The sequence below is a fragment of the Bradyrhizobium sp. 956_D2_N1_4 genome, from assembly GCF_052076025.1.
GTDB lineage: Bacteria > Pseudomonadota > Alphaproteobacteria > Rhizobiales > Xanthobacteraceae > Bradyrhizobium > Bradyrhizobium barranii.
Map to the genome: position 1 here is coordinate 7,263,557 of NZ_CP197237.1, position 17,943 is coordinate 7,281,499.

Consider the following 17,943-nt stretch of genomic DNA (forward strand, 5'->3'; position numbering starts at 1 on the left):
TCGCCTACTCCGCGGCCTGGAGGCGTGCCGACGGGCAGGCCTTCTCGAGCGCCTGGTCGATGTCCTCGATAATATCTGCGGAATGCTCGATGCCGATCGAGAGGCGGATCGTCTCCGGCAGCACGCCGGCGACGCGCTGCTGCTCCGCCGACATCTGCCGGTGGGTGGTCGAGGCCGGATGGCATGCCAGCGACTTGGCATCGCCGATATTGACCAGGCGCGTGATCAGCTTCAGCGCATCGTAGAAGGTCTTGCCGGCCTCCATGCCGCCCTTGATGCCGAAGGTGAACAGCGAGGAAGCATTACCGTCGAGGTATTTCTGAACGAGCGAGTAATAGGGGCTGTCCGGGAAGCCGGTGTAGTTGACCCAGGCAACGCGCGAGTCCTTGCGCAGGAATTCGGCGACCTTGCGGGCGTTCTCGACATGGCGCTCCATGCGCAGCGCGACGGTCTCGATGCCCTGGAGCAGCAGGAAGGCGTTGAACGGCGACAGCACCGAGCCCATGGTGCGCTGATAGACGCTGCGCGCGCGCTCGATATAGGCGGTCCGGCCGAAGCGCTCGGCATAGACGAGGCCGTGATAGGAGGCGTCCGGCTTGTTGTAGCCGGGGAAGCGGTCGGCGTGCTTGGCCCAGGGGAAATTTCCGGAATCGACGATCGCACCACCGAGCGTGGTGCCGTGGCCGCCCAGAAACTTGGTCAGCGAATGCACGGCGATGTCGGCGCCGTAATCGAACGGCTTGAGCAGGATCGGGGTCGCGACGGTGTTGTCCACGATCAGCGGCACGCCATGCGCATGCGCGATCTTGGCGAGAGCCTCGATGTCGCAGACATTGCCGGCGGGATTGCCGATGGTCTCGGCGAACACGGCGCGCGTGTTCTCGTCGATCAGTCTTGCGATCGCATCCGGCTTGTCGCTCTCGGCGAAGCGGCCGGTGATGCCCTGCCGCGGCAGGATGTGCGAGAGCAGCGTGTGCGTGGTACCGTAGAGCTGCGGCACTGAAACGATGTTGCCGCCGTGATCGGCGACGTTGACGAAGGCGAAATGCAGCGCAGCCTGCCCGGTCGCGACCGCGAGCGCGCCGACGCCACCTTCGAGCTGGGCGATACGCTTCTCCAGCACCGCGCTGGTCGGATTGGCGATGCGGCTGTAGCGAAACCCTTCGGCCTCGAGATTGAAGAGCGCGGCGCCGTGATCGGCGCTGTCGAAGGCATAGGCCGCGGTCTGGTAGATCGGCACCGCAACCGCATGCGTGGTGGCTTCGGGCTCGTAGCCGGCGTGAATAGCGATCGTCTCGTTGCGCATCGTGCCACCTCCGCGTGGAGCGGGCCGCACTTATTGGCCTGTATGAGGCATGTGCGTTGTCCGCCGTTCCTCTGTTAGAGGCGGGTGGTAAAGCGGACAATAATTCGCCTAGAGATCGAGGAAGTAACCCTAACGATTGTTGGTGAATTGGCTAAAACTTGAATCGAATTGGATTAATGAATTGCTGCGAGCAAACGCGGCAGTGACGGTGCTTCCGTTCTCCCCTTGCGGGAGAAGGTGGCGCGAAGCGCCGGATGAGGGGTATCTATCCATACGGCCAAATGCTCGCCTGTGGGGAGAAACCTCTCACCCGTCTCGCCGCTTTGCCATAGCCGATGCAAAGCATCGGCGTTCTAAGGACGGCGGCCGAAGGCCGCCTATGCCACCCTCTCCCACAAGAAGGGGAGAGGGTGAGAGTACACCTTACTCCATCGTCTCCCAGAGCCGGTGAGCGAGCACACCGGCACGCTTCTCGATCGTGGCCGCCGCATCGAGCGCGAGGTCCTCGCGATAGCGTCCCGCAATGAGCTGCACGCCGATCGGCTTGCCGTCATGCAGGGTCACCGGCACCACCGCGCCGGGCAGGCCCAGCACGTTGATGGCGGAGATGAAGCGGATCTCGCCCCAGAAGATCTCCTTCACGCGATCGGCACTGACGGTGTCGTCGCGCGGACCCGGCGTCGGCTTCACCGTGGTCGGCGCCAGCACGACCGGATACTCCTCGAAGAACAATTGCCAGGCGCGGATATGGCCGTTGCGTGCGGCCGTCGCCTGCATCCAGGCCTTGAGATCGAGCACATTGGCCTTGGTCTTCATGCCGCCCCAGGCCTTGTGGAAGTCCTCGGACGTCACCTTCAGCATGCCGGCTTCCTGCATCACCACGGTCTCATTGGTGATGATGTCGCACCAGGTCTGCCAGACGCCGTTGATGTCGGGGACATCGACCTCGGTCACGCGATAGCCGGAACGCTCGAGGTGATCGGCGGCCTGGCGCAGGGCCGTGCGCACGGAGGGATCGACGTCCATATCCTCCGGAATCCTGGCCAGTGCGACCTTGATCGGCCCCTTCGGCTTCGGTCCGACCAGCGGCGCCGGCACCCACCAGGGATCGCGCGGATCGCGCTGGCTCATCACATCGAGCGCGAGGCGGACGTCGCCGACGTGACGGGCGAGCGGGCCCTGCGCCGACATCAGATGCGCCAGCATCGGCCGCTCCGCCGTTGCGCTTCCGTTGAAGGCGGGGATCCGGCCCTGCGTCGGCTTGATGGTGGCAACGCCATTGCAATGCGCCGGCCAGCGCAGCGAGCCGCCGATGTCGTTGCCATGGGCGATGGCGCCGATGCCGGCGGCGACCGCCGAGCCCGCGCCGCCCGAGGAACCGCCGCAGGTGATGTTCGGGTCCCAGGGGTTCAGCGTCAGCCCGTGCAGCGGATTGTCGGTGAAGCCGCGGAAGGAGAATTCCGGCGTGTTGGTGAGGCCGATGACGATCGCGCCGGCTTTCTTGAGATTGCGCACCACGGGCGAGTCCGACGGCGCGACAAAATCCTTGTTGGCGGGCACGCCGTTGAAATTCGGCCGGCCTTCGTAATCGACGTTCTCCTTGATCGTGATGGGCACGCCGTGCAGCAGGCCGAGCGCACCGCCCTTGGCGCGCTGCTTGTCGGCCGTATGCGCTGCCTTCAGCGCTTCCTCGCTGAGATCGACAACAACCGCGTTCAGCCGCGGATTGACGGCGCGCATCCGGTCCAGATGCGCTTCGACGGTCTCGACCGCGGAGATCGCGCCGTTGCGGATCGCGGCTGCGGTGTCGACCGCGGACCATTGCCAGACCGGACCTTTCGGACGGCGCGCCGTCGCCGACTTGCGCGGTGGCGCCTTCTTGACCGTCTTCTTGACCGCCTTCGCAACGGCCATCTTGCGGGCGGTGCTCGCCTTGACCGAGGTCTTCGTTACTTTCCTTGCAACACTTTTCTTCTTCGTCGCCGTCTTCTTCGCCACGCCGCATCTCCAAAAAATTGCGCGGCGGAGGTTAAGGAGATCACGCGAGCGTGTACAGGCGCGTTTCTGCATGGCGCGTCGCCGCGACGCTCTGCCACGGGCCGGCGCGAAAGACGCGCATGAACCTTTGGCCCCGCTCTCCTGACCCATATACTGGTTGAATGGTAGAACAAACCACCGCCAAGATTGTGCCATCAAGATTGTGCCATGGCGATTAGGTTTTTGACGTAGCTATTCTGACAGCGACGCATCGGAGCATTTGCCATGCTCGTGGAATTCGACAGCGGATACGACCAGCAACCATTTCGAGATCTGTGCGCCGACTATCCGGGCGCTGAAACCTACGATCCCGACGATTTCCGGATTGAATGGGGGCCGATCTTTCACCGCGGCCGGCTCGACGGATCGGCGCGTGTGCTCGTCGTCGGTCAGGATCCCGCCCAGCACGAGACGATCGTGCGCAGAATTCTGGTCGGCACCGCGGGCCGCCGGACGCAAGGTTTCCTGGCGAAGCTCGGCATCACGCGGAGCTACGTGATGGTGAACACCTTCCTGTACAGCGTCTACGGGCAGAGCGGCGGCAACAAGCACAAGAACGAGCCGGGCATCGTCGAGTATCGCAACAAATGGTTCAAGGCCGTACTCGCGCCCGGCAATATCGAAGCCGTTGTCTCGCTCGGCGGCCTCGCCGACGAGGCCTGGAAAGCCTGGCTCAAGACATCCGACGGCGCGGCCTACAAGACCCTCGCCTATCAGCACATCACCCACCCGACCTGGCCGGAAAGCTCGGCCCATGATAACGCGACGCGGGCCGCGAACACCAAGATCATGCTGACCAAATGGAGCGCCGCGCTCGCGGCTCTCGCACCTGAGGTCCAACATCCCGACGTGCCGACGACGCTCGTGCCGTATGGGGACGCCTTCAAGCCGACCGAGCTCTTCGACATTATCGCAAAGGATCTTCCCGCCGGACTGCCGGCGTGGATGCGCGGAGACACGCCATGGGCCGTGCGCCAGGGCGCCGACGCGGCCACCAAGCGGCGCACGATCACGATCACCATCCCTGACGGAGTGATCCCATGAGCCCGGCTGCCAACCCGAAACGATGGGCCCTGAGCGGGCGGATCGTGACGATGACCGGCGAGGGCGACGTCATCAAGAGCGGGACGATCTTCATCGAGGACAATCGCATCGCGGCGATCGTACCCAAGGGACAGCCGGCCCCGGCAGGCTTCGAGGCCGTCGTTGCAGTGGCGACCGGCGGCACCATCTATCCAGGCCTGATCGAGCTGCATAATCACCTGAGCTACAACATCCTGCCGCTCTGGCGCGTGCCGCAACCCTACGGCAATCGCGACCAATGGCAGAATGCCAAATCGTACAAGACGTCGGTGACCGGCCCGACGAGCGCGATCGCGTTGGCCGACGACGGCTCGCTGCTGCCCGCCCTGGTCCGCTATGTCGAAGCCAAGTGCATGGTCGCGGGCACCACGACGAGCCAGGGGATCACGCTGTCGAACTGGAGCGGCACGATCCACAAATATTACAAGGGCGCGTTGCGCGCCGCCGAGATCGGCAGCCCTCCCGATCTGCCGAAGGCGCACTCGAAGATTCCCGACATAGATGCCGAGGATTGGGCGAAGTTCGACAACGAGCTGAAATCGTCATCGTGCTTCCTGCTGCATCTCAGCGAAGGCATCGACACCAAGGCCCATAGCCACTTCCTCGCCTTGCGCAATTCCGAGGGAGATTGGGCGATCGAGCCGTCGCTGGCCGGCATTCATTGCACGGCACTCGATGCGACCGACTTCGGAACGATGGCCGAAAACCATGCCAAGGTCGTCTGGTCGCCCCTGAGCAATCTGCTGCTCTACGGAAAGACGACCAATGTCGTTGCCGCGCGCACGGCCGGCCTCACCGTTGCGCTCGGCTCGGACTGGTCGCCATCCGGCAGCAAGAACCTGCTCGGCGAGCTGAAGGCGGCCAAGGTCGTGTCCGCGCATTTCAATCTCGGCTTCAGCGACTACGACATCGTCTCGATGGCGACGCGCAATCCGGCCGCGATCCTGAAGTGGGATGCGAAGCTGGGAACGATCGCCAATGGCAAGTTCGCCGACCTTCTGGTCGTGAAGGGAGTCACCGGCGATCCCTACGCTCATCTGATCAAATCGCGCGAGCAGGACATCGTTCTGGTCACCATCGGCGGACGAGCCCGTTATGGGACGAAGACGGTCATGCAAAAGGCGGGCGGAACCGGCGAGGCGCTCAGGATCGGCAGCAGCGCGCGGGTGATCGACTTCACCTCGCCCGACCAGGATCCCGGGATCGAGAGGATCACGCTGGCGGAGGCGACGAGCCGCCTCCGTGCCGCGCTCGGCAATCTCGGCACCTTGCAGCCGCACAGCCTCGCCATGAGCGATGCGATCGCCCGCGGAGCGGTGTCACGCACTGGATGGCGCCTCGCGCTCGACGAGCAGTTCGGCAACAATGTCCAGCTCCGCCCGCGGCTGGAATATAACGGCGTCAGGACCGGTCCGGATTTGGCGGCGGTGGCGGCAGCGGCCGAGCCGCTGCACCCGATCAAGCTGGATAGCCTCACGGTATCAGGCGATCCCGCGTTTCTGGACACGCTGAAGAACGAGCCGAATCTTCCCGCGGGAATCGCGACTGCGATCGCGGCCTTTTACTAGTTGTCCATCACACCAGCGGCGGATTGAGGCGCGCAAAGCCTTCCTGGATGCGATAGGGGTAGTAGGGATAAGGCGGCATCACGGCGCTGACCTCGTCGAGACGCGCGATCTGCGCAGCGCTCAGTGACCAGCCAACCGCGCCGAGATTGTCGCGCAACTGCGCTTCATCGCGGGCGCCGACGATCACCGAGGATACGGTGGGACGCGACAGCAGCCAGGCAATCGCGATTTGCGGCACGGTGCGGCCGGTCTCCGCGGCGATCGTATCAAGCACGTCGACGATGGCATAGAGCCGCTCGTCGTCCACGGGCGGGCCGAACTGCGCGGTGGCGTGCAGACGGCTGCTCGCGGGGAGCGGCTTTCCGCGCCGGATCTTGCCGGTGAGCCGGCCCCAGCCGAGCGGGCTCCAGACCAGCGCGCCGACGCCCTGGTCGCGTGCGAGCGGCATCAGCTCCCATTCGTAGTCGCGGCCGAGCAGCGAATAATAAACCTGATGCGCGACATGGCGCGGCCAGCCGTGCCGTTCGGCAATTGAGAGCGACTTCATCAGCTGCCAGCCGGCGAAATTGGAGACACCGACATAGCGCAGCTTGCCGGCACGTACGAGCGTATCGAGGGTGGACAGGACCTCCTCGATCGGCGTGAACGCATCGAAGGCGTGAAGCTGGAGCAGATCAAGGTAATCGGTACCGAGCCGGCGCAGCGCAGCTTCGACCGAGGCGACCAGACGATACCGCGAAGAGCCGGCATCGAGCGGACCGTCGCCCATCGGCAGGCTCATCTTGGTGGAGATCAGCACCTTGTCGCGGCGTCCCCTGATCGCGGCGCCGAGGATTTCCTCTGACGCGCCGTTCGAATAGACATCGGCGCTGTCGAACAGGTTGACGCCGGCATCGAGACAGATGTCGACCAGCCTGCGCGCTTCTTCGGCGCCGCTGCGGCCCCAGGCCGAGAACAGCGGGCCTTGGCCACCGAACGTGCCGGTGCCGAAGCTGAGGACGGGTACCCTGAGACCGGAAGCGCCGAGATTGCGATATTCCATGATCATTCTCCTATTCCGCCGGGCACGCCGCGACTGTGGACTGCGTTCGATCGAGCTGAAGGCTCCATAGCGCGAGCATGAGACCGACGGCCGTGATGCCGGCCGCGACCAGCGGCAGCGCGGAGAGACCGAGCCCGCGATCGATGGTGACGCCGCCCGCCCAGGCGCCGAGCGCGTTGCCGAGATTGAAGGCGGCGATGTTGAGGCTGGAGGCGAGCGTGCGGCCGCTGGGGCCGGCGGCTTCCAGCACGCGAAGCTGGAGTGGCGCGACGGTCGCAAAGGCCGCGATGCCGAGCAGCAGGATCAGCGCGATGGCTGCGATCTTGACCGACAGCACGGCGGCAAGGCCAAGCAGCACGATGGCGAGCGCCGCGAGCGTGCCGATCAGGGCACGCGCGAGGCCGCGATCGGCGAGCTTGCCGCCGGCGACGTTGCCGATCGCGAGACCTGCACCGAACACCAGCAGGATCGGCGACACCGCGGATTCCGGGAAACCGGTGAAGCGCGTCAGGATCGGCTGGATATAGGTAAAGACGACGAACAGGCCGGCAAAGCCGAACACGGTCATGGCGAGGCCGAGCAGCACCTGCGGACGGCCGAGCACCGCGATCTCCTCGGAGAGCGAGATCGGCTTGTCGCCATTGCCGACATGGCCGGGCACGAATGTGGCCACCACTGCGAAGGCGATCACGCCGATCACCGTCACCGCCCAGAATGCCGCGCGCCAGCCGAGCATCAGGCCGAACCAGGCGCCGAAGGGCACGCCCAGGAGCGTCGCGACCGTCAGGCCGATGAACATGGTCGCAATCGCCGACGCGCGCTTGTCCTCGGCGACGAGGCTGGTGGCGACCACCGAGCCGACGCCGAAGAAGGTGCCGTGGGCGAGCGAGGTCAGCACCCGCGCCGCCATCAGCCATTCGTAGTTCGGCGCCAGCGCGCAAGCCGCGTTGCCGAGCGTGAAGATCGCCATCAGGGCGAGAAGGACGGTTTTCCGCGGCATCCGCCGCGTCGCCAGCGTCAGGACAGGCGCGCCGACGAAGACGCCGAGCGCATAGCCGGAGATCAGCAGCCCCGCGACCGGCACGGAGACGTGCATGTCGGCGGCGACCTGGAGCAACAGGCCCATGATGATGAACTCGGTGGTGCCGATGCCGAAGGCACCGGCGGTGAGGGCGAGGACGGCGGGAGGCATGCGTGGCTCCAATGCGAGGGACGAGCCACGCAGATAGCCGCAGCGCGGCAAAACCATTAGGATGTCCGCAATCCAATCATTTGTGACGTGAATTCAACATGGCCCGTTTCGACACCAACCGCTCCGCCGAGATGGAGGTTTTCGTCCGCGTCGTCGATCTCGGCGGATTCACCCAGGCCGCGCGAAAACTGCGCCTGACCCCGTCGGGCGTCAGCAAGCTGATCTCGCGGCTGGAGACGCGCCTCGGCTCGCGGCTAATCAACCGCACCACGCGCAAGCTGACGCTGACGGAGGAGGGCCAGGCCTTCTACCAGCGCGCCGTGCGCATCCTCGGAGAGATGGAGGAAGCCGAGCGCGAGGCGGCTTCAGGCGCCGCGCCGCGCGGCCGCCTCACGGTCAACTGCAACATTCCCTTCGGCATGCTGCACGTCCTACCGCTGATTCCCCGCTTCCTCGAACGGCATCCCGAGATCACACTCGACCTCGTGCTGACCGACACGCTGATCGACCTGATGCAGGAACGGGCCGATATTGCCATCCGCGTCGGGCCGCTGAAAGCTTCACGCCTGGTCGCGCGAAAGCTCGGCACCAGCCGCATGGTCGTCGTCGGCACCCCAAACTATCTGGCGCGCTTCGGCACGCCGAAGACGCCGGCGGATCTCACCGAGCACCGCGGCATCGGCTGGACCTTTCCGCGCATCCGCGGTGGCTGGCCATTCCGGCGCGGCGACCGCACCGAGGAAGCCATGCCGCCACCGGCCGCGCGCGCCAGCGACGGCGAGATCGCCCGCCGCCTCGCCCTCGGCGGCGTCGGCCTCGCCCGCCTCGCCCTCTTTCACATCGGCCCCGACATCGAATCGGGCCGCCTCGTCCCGGTGCTGCAAAGCTACAATCCCGGCGACCGCGAAGACATCCACGCCGTCTATGTCGGCCACACCGCGCCCCTGCCCGCGCGCGTGCGCGCGTTCATCGATTTCCTGGCCGAGCATGTGCGGGTGAACGACCCCGCGCTGAAGCGGGCGGGGGATGGGAAATGGAAGTTGGCCTAGGGACGTCGAAATCGCGGCGATAGGTGCGTTCGGTGCTGCCCATCGTGTCATGGGAGCGGACCAACTATCCGTTGGCCGTTGCGCGCTGCGATCTTCGGCAGCATGTCCATGTGCTGCTCGCGCGGCTCGGGGATCCTGTGCAGATCGCGGAAGAATTCCTCGTGACGACGCGGCGTGGAGACGAGGATGTGTCTCGCGTCGGCCGGCCCCTCATTGGTGAAGCCGTGAACAACTCCTCTCGGCACGAGAATCCGCGAACCGGGTCCAGCGACCTCGGTCTGGTCTCCCACGAGGTATTTCACCTGGCCCTCCAGGAGGACAAACAGCTTGTCCTCCTCCTCGGAGATGTGGGCGGGTGCGCCGAAGCCCGGCTTGATGGTCATGTCCAGCACCGTGAACAGGCTTTCCTGCGGATTGATAATTTTCGTCGTGAGACCGGCAAATTCGGTCGTTTCGAACTTCGTCGTGATGACGCTCTGCATTGGCCAAGGCTCCATTGACTTCGGAGCTCCATAGATTGCATGCGGGAGGGCTGCGGATTAGTCCCCTTCCGCAAGCCACAGCGGCTGTAGTTCTGGCCAATTGGCATCGGAGTTTCCCGAAGACTAGTTCTGCTGCCCGAACGGTCCACCTCAAACTGTCGGCATGAACAACGACAACAACGGAAATCACCGCCCCGCAGTTGCAAGGTGTCGCTCGAACACACGGCTAAAATCCGCGACCTTGGCGCTTAGATCGGCCCGCGACGGATATGTGAGATGCAGGCGGATCGTCCCGGAGAACTGCTCTGGCAAAACCGGCACGACGAGCCCCAATGCGTATTCCACTCTGCAGAGGGCTTCCGGAAGCAGACCAATCCCCTGGTGATTCAGCACAAGCTCACGAGCAAGAGCGAAGGAGTCGACCGCGACATGAAAGGCGGGCCACGTCGCCCCGCCCGGCAAGGAGCGGGATAGAAGGCGCAGCAATTCCGGCCTCGATGGCCCGATCAAGGTCGACGCGTCGCGAATATCGACGGGGATCCCGTGACGGCTCACATAGTCTGAGCTCGCATAAAGACCAAACTTCATGTCGATTGCGCCCTTGATCAGGGCTTCCTGAGGATTGGCCGCTCCGATGCGGAGCGCAATATCAATATCCTGGGAGATGAGATCGAGCACGTCGTTAGTGAGCGACACCTCAAAGCGCACATTGGGGTGATCGTTTCTGAAATCCCCGATCGCGGCTGCCACGATCCTGACCGGAAAGTCGGCCGGCAGCGTGATGCGGATTTCGCCGGCATATGGGTCGTCAGCACCGCTTACCCCCCGGAGCGCGTTGACAAGCAGGGCAAGCGCGCCAGCCGAACTCTGGTAGAGTTCTCGTCCTGCGGCCGTAAGGGCAAAAGCGCGCGTGGACCTCTTGAAGAGCCGCGCACCGAGCGCCGCCTCCAGGCTGCGGATGCGCAAGCTGACGGACGACCTCGGCGTGTTGGTTTCGCGGGCTGCCGCCGCAAATCCGCCGGCGCGCACGACAGCGACGAATGTCTGCAGGGAATTCAGGTCGATCGGCTGCGCGTCGGTGTGAGCGAGACTTGAATGTTCATTCTGATCATCCTTCTCGGCCTCTTCGAGAGCGCTGCTGTGTGCCTTCATGACGTCCTGCTTCCGGTGATGGTCCGGCGCGCGCGGGAACTTCATAAGGGAAGGGAGCGGCAACCGATAGCGAACCTATGGACGGGAACAATGACCGGAGCGCACCAGGATTTGCGACGCAATTGAACGTGACCGTCGGTTGATTGAGCAAGCCGCGATATCGTCAGCTCATCGTTCATGGTGGATGCTCTCAGGGGAGAGGGCGGGATGAATCCCGCCCTTTCATCGTCAGATAGTCGGATGAAGGTCGCGAACCGGGCTCACCTCCTCGAGGAGCGAGGCGATCTTGAGCGTCGTCGATTCCGCCAACCAGGAGGAGACGATTTGCACGCCGATCGGAAGGCCATCATGGCTCGTTCCAAACCGCATTGATAGCGCGGGCATTCCCGTCAGGCTAAACGGTGATGTCGCGCTCATCACGTGGAAGGACGAAACCGTCACGCCATCGACCACGAGGTCCTTGAGACCGTGTTTGGTCGCCGGGAACGGGGTCACCGGACATAGCAGCACATCGTACCGCTGGAAGTATTCGGCGAAGCTGTCGCGAAGGCGCTCTATGGCCTGCTCGGCGGCGACGAAGTCGACGATCGGCGTATCAGGTGCATCAAGGACCAGTTTGGCGTGCCTGAAGATCTCGGCCTCATGGCCGGCGGTGACCTTCTCGAACTCGCGCCGGGATTCCATCTGCTGGAGCTGCCAGAGGACGCTGTTGGCATCGGTCTGCTCCAGCACCGGCAACCGGACCTCCTCAACGTGGCAGCCTGCATTCCTCAGTGCATGCGCCGCTGCCTTCACGGTCGCGACCACCTCCGGATCGGTTGGTCCGAAGAAGCCCGGGGAGGCCAGCCAGCCCACACGAAGCTCACGGGTCGATTTCGTACCTACCCCTGTATCGAGGCTGGGCGAGCTGACCGAGAAGCCGTCGGCACCGTCAGGTCCTGCCATCAAGGAATAAGCGAGCGCCACATCGCGAACCGAACGCGCCATCGGACCGATGTGCCAGAAACGGCGCGGCACCCGGGGCCAGTGGCCCGTCATCGGCATTCGACCGTGAGTGGCCTTGAATCCGACGACACCGGTATGCGCTGCCGGGCCGCGCAAAGAGATCGAGAGATCGCTGCCCACACCGAGTGGCGACATGCCCGCTGCGATGGCAGCGGATTCACCGCCGCTCGATCCGCCCGGCGTGTAGTCGAGGTTCCAGGGGTTGTTGGTTTGGCCCGTCAGGAGATTGTCGGTTTCGATCGAATAGGAAAATTCGGGCGGGTTCGTCTTTGCGATAAGAATGGCGCCGGCGGCCTTCAGCCTGGCCACGACGGTGGCATCAGCGTCAGGCACGCGCCCCCTGAAAATCGGCGAGCCGCGCTGTGTCAGCACACCCGCCGTGTCGATCCCATCCTTGACCGTGAACGGAACGCCATGGAGAGGGCCGAGCTGGGCGCCCGATATCACCGCCGCTTCGGCCGTCCTGGCGCCTTCGATCGCGCCGTCGGCCAGCGTCACGATCGCATTCAGCTTGGGATTGACCGCCGCGATGCGGTCGAGATGCGCCTGCATGACCTCGACGGGCGAAAGCTCCCGTTGAGCGATCAGCTGGGCGATGCGGGTGGCGTCCATTCTAACGATGTTATCCATCATATCTGTCCTACCTGCCATTTGGTAGGCTGGACATGTCCCTCGCATTTATGGACTTCAATCCCTACCTGCCATTTGGTAGGGACACGTTGAGGTGATCACGATGAGCGAAAATGCGAAGGAAGCGATCCTGGCTGCAGCGCGCAGGACAGCGCAGGCCCACGGGTATGGCGGGTTGAACTTCCGCGACATCGGGGCTGAAGTCGGCATCAAGGCTGCGAGCATCTATCATCACTTCCCCGGCAAGGCCGAGCTGGGTGCGGCGGTGGCGAGACGGTACTGGGAGGATACGGCGGCGAACCTCGAAGCTCTTTCAAAAGCGAACGGAGATCCAAGAAAGGCGCTCCGCGCCTATCCGGGACTTTTTCGTCGATCGCTCGAGCAGGACAATCGCATGTGCCTCTGCAGCTTCATGGCGGCCGAATATGATGATCTGCCGGACGCCGTCAAAACCGAGGTGCAAGCCTTCGCCGATGTCAACGTGGCCTGGCTGACCAGGATGCTCGCTGCGGCTTCAATTCCCGCCAGCAAGCGTGAAGCAAGGGCGCGCGCGATCTACGCGGCCGTTGCCGGCGCGCAGCTTATGGCGCGGAGCCGCGCCGACCTGCAACTCTTCGATGTGCTGATCGAAAGCTATCGCGGATCAGGCTTGATCCCGACCTGAAAGCCGATCCTGCCTGCGCCGTCCAAATAGCTGGCGGAGATGAATCGTGGACATCTTTGGCTTCTTCACGTCGGCGCTTGCGTGCCAATTGACAGTCAATTGGAGAACGTGCTCGCCCTGCGGACGAGCAGTTCATCGCCCTTTCGGCTGACTTCGAGCGCGGGTGCCTGGTATGGCGTTGAGACAACGACGCGCTGACCGGGCGCCAGTACTGTCACAAAGCGGATCGGCGTCCCCGCTTCACCCTGTGCAAGAGTCGTGACGACGCGGAATCCATCGGGCTCGACCGTGTAGTAGGCGACGCCGGATACATCGCCGAGATTGATGCTCAGGCCCTCGATCGGCCGCAGGCCGTTAGCGTGTGCGGCCCCGAGTGAGGCGAAGGTGGCGGCGGCTGCGAGAAGCGAGCTGCGGACTGACATAGGAACCTCCGTTGGCTTCGGCGGCGGGCGGGTTGCCCGCCTGGCTGATCGCGGCGGAATCGCGGTTTCCGTAAAGCTCTCGCAATTTGGTCTTCAGGACTTTTCCGGTCGCCCCGTGCGGAAGCTCGTCGACGAACAGAACATCGTCCGGCATCCACCACTTCGCGATCTTGCCCTCGTAAAAGGCCAGGAGATCTTGCGCCTCGAGCCTCGATCCCTGGCGTCGGACCGCAAGCACGAGCGGGCGTTCGTCCCATTTTGGATGCGCAATACCAATCACCGCCGCTTCGACGATTTCGGGGTGGGCCATCGCCAGGTTTTCGAGTTCGATTGACGATATCCATTCGCCTCCGGACTTGATGACGTCCTTCGAGCGATCCGTAACCTGCATATAACCGTCGCTGTCGATCGTGACGACATCACCCGTGAAAAACCAGCCATCGGCACGCTCGCTTTCCGGCATCTTGTAATAGGCGCGGGCAATCCAGGGCCCCCGAACCACGAGGTCGCCAACGGCCTTGCCATCGTGGGGGAGCTTTCTGTTGTTGCCATCGCGAATGCCGATTTCGACCCCGAAAAGCGCACGTCCTTGTTTGACCTGGCGAGACCGCCGTTCAGCTCTCGACGAGGTCATCCGATGGGAGCGGACCCGCTAGAAATAGTGATCATTATCCGTCTGACGTGACCATGCCGATTATTGATTGTGCGTGCCGATGAGTTCGTGGGGCGGCTTCCGCTTCCCTTCGCGGGCATAGCTGCGGTGCCCCTGATGTCCGCTTCCGGGGGCATGGGAGACCTTCCTAGTCACAAAGCGCCCCGGGCTTGATCTTGACCCCCGTGAACCATCTGCGCATGACGACGCCCTTCCCGTGCGTGGCCTTGGCCCGCGGATCGCGCCAGCGACGGGCCAGCTTTGAATCAAAGCGAACGCCGCGCTCACCTAGTGCTGCGATTAAGTCGGCCTTGAAGTCGGTCTTGTTGCGCTGCTCGCGGCCGGACATGCCCTCTTCGTGGATCGCCCAATGCTCATACGCCCGGTAGACCACCGCGAGTGGTACGGCGTCCGCTTCGTCGCCGGTCACCACAAGGCATTCCGTAGCGAAGCGCAGCGCGGGACTCTGCGCCTCCGCAAGCTCTTGCTGGGCCTTCCGTCCGCGCTCTCCTACGGTAAAGCGGTTACCGTTCGCACGGAGACGTTGGAGCCCTTCGAGCGCCCAATTGGCAATGCCGGACCATTCCGCACGCAGCTTGTTGCCAAGCTCCGTATCCTTCACCTTTGCGAAAGACGACTCGAAGATCAGCACTAACTCGCGATCCGCCAGCGCGCCGGACTCGTCCAAGAACTTGGGGTGCTTGTTGGCAACCAAAACGATCTTGGCCGGAATTCGGACCGACAACATCGCTTGGTTCTTCCGGTTCACCGACAATTCGTCATTGCCGGTAATGGACTTGATGCGCTCAATCGCGGCGGCCGGGTGCTTCGCGTCGTGAGCATCAGGGATAAAGACGGCACGCTTGTCCATCAAACCAGCCAAGCCGAAGTCGCTGCCAAGGTCGTTGAGCGTCACCGAAGCGTGGTGATGCTTGCCTACTAGCGCCTGCATTACCTTGGTGATGGTACCCTTACCACCACGCTTGGCGCCCATCATTGCCAGAAGCACTTCGATGGAGGTGTCGCAGGTCAGCAAGTACCGCGTAGGTTGATGACGAGGCTCCACGTGCCGTTTTGCTTGCCGAAGAAATCTGCCGTCTTGATGTTGAGCCAAAAATCTCCGTCCTTACCGTCGGAGCCGTTCGGGTTGCGCGGCCCCGTCAAGATCACTGAGCCGTCCTTGCCTTCGGCTCCGTCTTTGCCACTGGTGCCGGTCGCTCCGGATAGGTCCATGGCGTCGGCCGCATCAGCGACGATTCCGAATTCGCCGATATAGCCGCACAGGTCGGGCGCAGGCCCAGCACCGCCGGTCCAGCCGTACAGTTCCAGCACACAGCGCCCGCCGAGTTCGGCCAACGCAAACAGTGGGCTCCATCCGTCGGTGCCCGCCACGCCGTCGGTGCCATCTCTGCCCGGCGCGCCATCCTTACCGCAGCATCCCGGCGCGCCATTCTTCGGCTTCGGCAATGCAGCTACCGCCTTCGCCGCCGCAGCCGCGATAGCCCGCTTCAATTCGTCCGCACGTTTGGCCCGCCTCGCTTGAAGGGTCGCCAGTTCGGCCTTCGTTGCGGGCCGCGAATAGCTGAAGTGTTCCGCCATCACCGAACCTCCTTGCTGCGTCGGCGGTACCAGCGGCGGCAATACCGTTGGTAATACGCAACTGCGTGCAGGGAGAAGAACTTGCGCCCATCTTCCAACTTCTCCACCGGCGGGAATGCCGCGTCCGCGCTGGAAAGCTGATAGGTGTACGCCAAGCTCTTCTTCAGCCTCCGCGCCACTTCTGGGAAACCAATGAGCCCGTCGCGCCGCCGCTTCATTTGCGCACCGCCATCTTCGCGAACGCCCGCCGGGCGATGCCTTGCAATGCAATCGGGCCCGTCGGGATGTCTTCGCCCACGCGCTGGCGCAACTCAGTGTTGACGCGCATGCGCTCAGCTTCTGGCACGTCTTCCACTTGCGAGACGCCAGCAACCGCGAGCAGGAACGCGCGCAGCGCATCGGGGCCATTCGCGTCAGCGTAGGAGGCGGCGGAAGCCTTTAGGCGATCAGTTGAACAACGCATCGGAAAATTCCTTGGTGCTGAAATGAATGGGAAGACCGGCCGGAGACGCCATTCGAAGGATCAACAACGTCCCCGGCCGGATCGACCGATAGCGCCACCACTAACGCCATCGGCCTATTGCCGTCCGCCGGTAGGAGAAAAGTTACGCGCATGAACTTCGAACGACACGCAACTTAACTGTGGTGCGGCGGGCGAACTCCGTTATGTCGAAGAACCGGAGACCGCGCGGCACAGCGTGGCGGGCTGTACACACAGCGGAAGCGGGTTGGATTGCGCTTCAATCTCGATGTACTTGCCCATCCGATCCGGCGCGCTCTTGGCGTACTTCGGAAGGCCGGGCGTGTTCACCGTCTCGATGTAGTCGGCGGGCGCGAACGCCTCCACGTACAATTGCGGCGCATTGACGAAGAAGAAGCGAGCTTCATCAGGGTCAATGAAGATTTCCCCGTTGTCGCTGCCCCGGTAGTTCTCCCACAGCACCCCGCCGAATTCGAACACGCCATAAGCGTAGTTTCGTCCGAGCACAGATGCCGCTGCTTCGGTCCCGATCCAAGCGTCCTTCACGTCCTGCCGAGACACTAGCTTGTCGAAGAATTGGTCTCCTACAAACGCCCACACCAGCGCATCTTGTGTCAGCAGCGTCTTGGCAACCCGGCGCATGTAACGCGTGAGCCCTTGGCACTTGACCCGAATCTCGCTTGATCCCGTCGCAAGGCTATCAAGGTCAAAGTCGAAGGTCTCCGGCTGCGCAAGGCCATCCGAATTCAGGAAGCCAAACGCTTCATACGAATCCAGCAGCACCGAGCCGTCCGCGTCGGTCGTGACACCCTTGAGCGCACCGAGCCGGTGGTTTTCGAGCGTATAATCAAGCCGACGCGACATCTTCGTCAGGACTTCCTTCAATTTTGTTTCCACCGTCAAAAGTGTGTCCGGGCTACCGAACTGCCGAACACTCTGTACAGATTCAGCATAGATCGTATCTTCGATCTGCAAGTGAGGAACCTTGAAGCTTTGAAGCGTCCGCTTGTCGCCTACCAGCTTTTCGGCAGGTGCTCCGCGCGGCTGCGTCTGGATCAACTCAAGAGACTCACCAACGCGCTCAATTGCGATGGTAAGGGTTGAGATGGGTTTTGAAACGTTGCTGTCCGAAAAGACCAGCTGGCCCGCGCGACCGGGAATGTGGTCCACGTCGTTGATGGCGGCGGTGAGCGAAGCAAGCTGGAATGCGTCGCCGGAAAACAAGTCCGCAATTTCTTTGGGCATGATGACTTCCTCTAAAACGGTGATCGTAGTGAAACTGTCTGAGCGCCGCGCTATTCGACGCGGAGCGAAAGGACTGCGAGGATGGAAATATCGGGGCGGTGGAAGGCGGCACCGCCATCAGCAATAATTTGTTCGACGCACGCGGCCTCAGCTCGCTCCAAGGCGTCAATTTCAGCATCCAACTCGGCGAGCCGGTCCGCCGTCGCTCCTTAAGTAGAGCATTAACGTCGCTCCGAGAGCGACCGATTGCAGCATTGCTCAGCACGGACTCTCGCTTTTTGCCCTCAAAACCCCAAATCTTGCACGTAGCCTTGAAGGCTTCGTTCACCGTCGC

Annotated in this window: 18 protein-coding genes; 4 read left to right on the top strand and 14 right to left on the bottom strand. The window is 63.2% G+C overall.

Annotation, left to right across the window (positions count from 1 at the left end):
• Positions 1 to 4 precede the first annotated feature (4 nt).
• Together AB7535_RS34370 and AB7535_RS34375 are read right to left on the bottom strand one after the other, a co-directional pair.
• Positions 5 to 1,306 (bottom strand): O-acetylhomoserine aminocarboxypropyltransferase/cysteine synthase family protein, encoded by a 1,302-nt coding sequence (locus AB7535_RS34370; protein WP_354113773.1) that lies wholly within the window; start codon positions 1,304 to 1,306, stop codon positions 5 to 7.
• Positions 1,307 to 1,729: 423 nt separating this feature from the next.
• Positions 1,730 to 3,304, bottom strand: coding sequence for an amidase family protein (locus tag AB7535_RS34375; RefSeq protein ID WP_354113772.1), 1,575 nt, complete (start codon positions 3,302 to 3,304; stop codon positions 1,730 to 1,732).
• A 264-nt stretch (positions 3,305 to 3,568) separates the two neighbouring features.
• Here AB7535_RS34375 and AB7535_RS34380 point away from each other — a divergent pair, with 264 nt between their 5' ends.
• On the top strand, positions 3,569 to 4,387 hold the full coding sequence (locus AB7535_RS34380; RefSeq protein WP_354113771.1) for a uracil-DNA glycosylase: 819 nt from the start codon (positions 3,569 to 3,571) through the stop codon (positions 4,385 to 4,387).
• Positions 4,384 to 5,994 (top strand): amidohydrolase family protein, encoded by a 1,611-nt coding sequence (locus AB7535_RS34385; RefSeq protein WP_439037482.1) that lies wholly within the window; start codon positions 4,384 to 4,386, stop codon positions 5,992 to 5,994. The genes AB7535_RS34380 and AB7535_RS34385 overlap by 4 nt, the downstream gene beginning before the upstream one ends.
• Before the next feature lie 7 nt (positions 5,995 to 6,001).
• On the opposite strand, the gene AB7535_RS34390 is transcribed toward AB7535_RS34385, so the two are convergent.
• A complete protein-coding gene (locus tag AB7535_RS34390; RefSeq protein WP_354113769.1) occupies positions 6,002 to 7,036 on the bottom strand; it encodes an aldo/keto reductase in 1,035 nt (344 codons plus the stop codon).
• A 10-nt stretch (positions 7,037 to 7,046) separates the two neighbouring features.
• A complete protein-coding gene (locus AB7535_RS34395; protein ID WP_354113768.1) occupies positions 7,047 to 8,228 on the bottom strand; it encodes an MFS transporter in 1,182 nt (393 codons plus the stop codon).
• Between the two features lie 98 nt (positions 8,229 to 8,326).
• Between AB7535_RS34395 and AB7535_RS34400 the strand changes: the two genes are divergently transcribed.
• The gene (locus AB7535_RS34400; protein WP_354113767.1) at positions 8,327 to 9,277 is read left to right on the top strand and encodes a LysR family transcriptional regulator; all 951 of its coding nucleotides are present in this window, start codon (positions 8,327 to 8,329) and stop codon (positions 9,275 to 9,277) included.
• Positions 9,278 to 9,324: 47 nt separating this feature from the next.
• Here AB7535_RS34400 and AB7535_RS34405 read toward each other — a convergent pair whose 3' ends face one another.
• The 3 genes from AB7535_RS34405 to AB7535_RS34415 all read right to left on the bottom strand — a co-directional run bounded on the left by AB7535_RS34405 (position 9,325) and on the right by AB7535_RS34415 (position 12,549).
• Complete coding sequence (locus tag AB7535_RS34405) at positions 9,325 to 9,759, bottom strand: cupin domain-containing protein (protein WP_063980542.1); 435 nt, start codon at positions 9,757 to 9,759, stop codon at positions 9,325 to 9,327.
• Positions 9,760 to 9,945: 186 nt separating this feature from the next.
• Positions 9,946 to 10,911 (bottom strand): LysR family transcriptional regulator, encoded by a 966-nt coding sequence (locus AB7535_RS34410; RefSeq protein ID WP_354113764.1) that lies wholly within the window; start codon positions 10,909 to 10,911, stop codon positions 9,946 to 9,948.
• A gap of 228 nt (positions 10,912 to 11,139) precedes the next feature.
• Positions 11,140 to 12,549, bottom strand: coding sequence for an amidase (locus tag AB7535_RS34415; RefSeq protein WP_354113763.1), 1,410 nt, complete (start codon positions 12,547 to 12,549; stop codon positions 11,140 to 11,142).
• A 100-nt stretch (positions 12,550 to 12,649) separates the two neighbouring features.
• Between AB7535_RS34415 and AB7535_RS34420 the strand changes: the two genes are divergently transcribed.
• The gene (locus AB7535_RS34420; RefSeq protein ID WP_354113762.1) at positions 12,650 to 13,210 is read left to right on the top strand and encodes a TetR/AcrR family transcriptional regulator; all 561 of its coding nucleotides are present in this window, start codon (positions 12,650 to 12,652) and stop codon (positions 13,208 to 13,210) included.
• A gap of 95 nt (positions 13,211 to 13,305) precedes the next feature.
• Here the strand turns inward: AB7535_RS34420 and AB7535_RS34425 are convergent, their stop codons facing one another.
• From AB7535_RS34425 to AB7535_RS34455, 7 genes are all read right to left on the bottom strand, one after another.
• On the bottom strand, positions 13,306 to 13,632 hold the full coding sequence (locus AB7535_RS34425; protein ID WP_354113761.1) for a hypothetical protein: 327 nt from the start codon (positions 13,630 to 13,632) through the stop codon (positions 13,306 to 13,308).
• The gene (locus AB7535_RS34430; protein WP_439037483.1) at positions 13,565 to 14,266 is read right to left on the bottom strand and encodes an AMP-binding enzyme; all 702 of its coding nucleotides are present in this window, start codon (positions 14,264 to 14,266) and stop codon (positions 13,565 to 13,567) included. The genes AB7535_RS34425 and AB7535_RS34430 overlap by 68 nt, the downstream gene beginning before the upstream one ends.
• A gap of 166 nt (positions 14,267 to 14,432) precedes the next feature.
• Positions 14,433 to 15,320 (bottom strand): DNA primase family protein, encoded by an 888-nt coding sequence (locus AB7535_RS34435; protein WP_439037484.1) that lies wholly within the window; start codon positions 15,318 to 15,320, stop codon positions 14,433 to 14,435.
• Complete coding sequence (locus AB7535_RS34440; RefSeq protein ID WP_439037485.1) at positions 15,314 to 15,883, bottom strand: hypothetical protein; 570 nt, start codon at positions 15,881 to 15,883, stop codon at positions 15,314 to 15,316. The genes AB7535_RS34435 and AB7535_RS34440 overlap by 7 nt, the downstream gene beginning before the upstream one ends.
• Positions 15,883 to 16,101 (bottom strand): hypothetical protein, encoded by a 219-nt coding sequence (locus AB7535_RS34445; RefSeq protein WP_439037486.1) that lies wholly within the window; start codon positions 16,099 to 16,101, stop codon positions 15,883 to 15,885. Before AB7535_RS34445 ends, AB7535_RS34440 begins: the two co-directional genes overlap by 1 nt.
• Entirely contained in the window at positions 16,098 to 16,346 is a 249-nt protein-coding gene (locus tag AB7535_RS34450) for a hypothetical protein (RefSeq protein ID WP_439037487.1), read from the bottom strand. The genes AB7535_RS34445 and AB7535_RS34450 overlap by 4 nt, the downstream gene beginning before the upstream one ends.
• Positions 16,347 to 16,547: 201 nt before the next feature.
• Positions 16,548 to 17,609 carry a major capsid protein gene (locus AB7535_RS34455; RefSeq protein WP_439037488.1) on the bottom strand — a complete coding sequence of 354 codons (1,062 nt, stop codon included), beginning with the start codon at positions 17,607 to 17,609 and terminating at the stop codon, positions 16,548 to 16,550.
• Between the last annotated feature and the right edge of the window lie 334 nt (positions 17,610 to 17,943).

Excerpts from the sequence above, each read along its gene's own strand:
- AB7535_RS34395 (WP_354113768.1), bottom strand. The coding sequence starts at position 8,228 with ATGCCTCCCGCCGTCCTCGCCCTCACCGCCGGTGCCTTCGGCATCGGC.
- AB7535_RS34410 (WP_354113764.1), bottom strand. The coding sequence starts at position 10,911 with ATGAAGGCACACAGCAGCGCTCTCGAAGAGGCCGAGAAGGATGATCAG.
- AB7535_RS34420 (WP_354113762.1), top strand. The coding sequence starts at position 12,650 with ATGAGCGAAAATGCGAAGGAAGCGATCCTGGCTGCAGCGCGCAGGACA.
- AB7535_RS34415 (WP_354113763.1), bottom strand. The coding sequence starts at position 12,549 with ATGATGGATAACATCGTTAGAATGGACGCCACCCGCATCGCCCAGCTG.
- AB7535_RS34385 (WP_439037482.1), top strand. The coding sequence starts at position 4,384 with ATGAGCCCGGCTGCCAACCCGAAACGATGGGCCCTGAGCGGGCGGATC.
- AB7535_RS34430 (WP_439037483.1), bottom strand. The coding sequence starts at position 14,266 with ATGACCTCGTCGAGAGCTGAACGGCGGTCTCGCCAGGTCAAACAAGGA.
- AB7535_RS34370 (WP_354113773.1), bottom strand. The coding sequence starts at position 1,306 with ATGCGCAACGAGACGATCGCTATTCACGCCGGCTACGAGCCCGAAGCC.
- AB7535_RS34400 (WP_354113767.1), top strand. The coding sequence starts at position 8,327 with ATGGCCCGTTTCGACACCAACCGCTCCGCCGAGATGGAGGTTTTCGTC.
- AB7535_RS34425 (WP_354113761.1), bottom strand. The coding sequence starts at position 13,632 with ATGTCAGTCCGCAGCTCGCTTCTCGCAGCCGCCGCCACCTTCGCCTCA.
- AB7535_RS34380 (WP_354113771.1), top strand. The coding sequence starts at position 3,569 with ATGCTCGTGGAATTCGACAGCGGATACGACCAGCAACCATTTCGAGAT.
- AB7535_RS34440 (WP_439037485.1), bottom strand. The coding sequence starts at position 15,883 with ATGGCGGAACACTTCAGCTATTCGCGGCCCGCAACGAAGGCCGAACTG.
- AB7535_RS34405 (WP_063980542.1), bottom strand. The coding sequence starts at position 9,759 with ATGCAGAGCGTCATCACGACGAAGTTCGAAACGACCGAATTTGCCGGT.
- AB7535_RS34390 (WP_354113769.1), bottom strand. The coding sequence starts at position 7,036 with ATGGAATATCGCAATCTCGGCGCTTCCGGTCTCAGGGTACCCGTCCTC.
- AB7535_RS34445 (WP_439037486.1), bottom strand. The coding sequence starts at position 16,101 with ATGAAGCGGCGGCGCGACGGGCTCATTGGTTTCCCAGAAGTGGCGCGG.
- AB7535_RS34450 (WP_439037487.1), bottom strand. The coding sequence starts at position 16,346 with ATGCGTTGTTCAACTGATCGCCTAAAGGCTTCCGCCGCCTCCTACGCT.
- AB7535_RS34455 (WP_439037488.1), bottom strand. The coding sequence starts at position 17,609 with ATGCCCAAAGAAATTGCGGACTTGTTTTCCGGCGACGCATTCCAGCTT.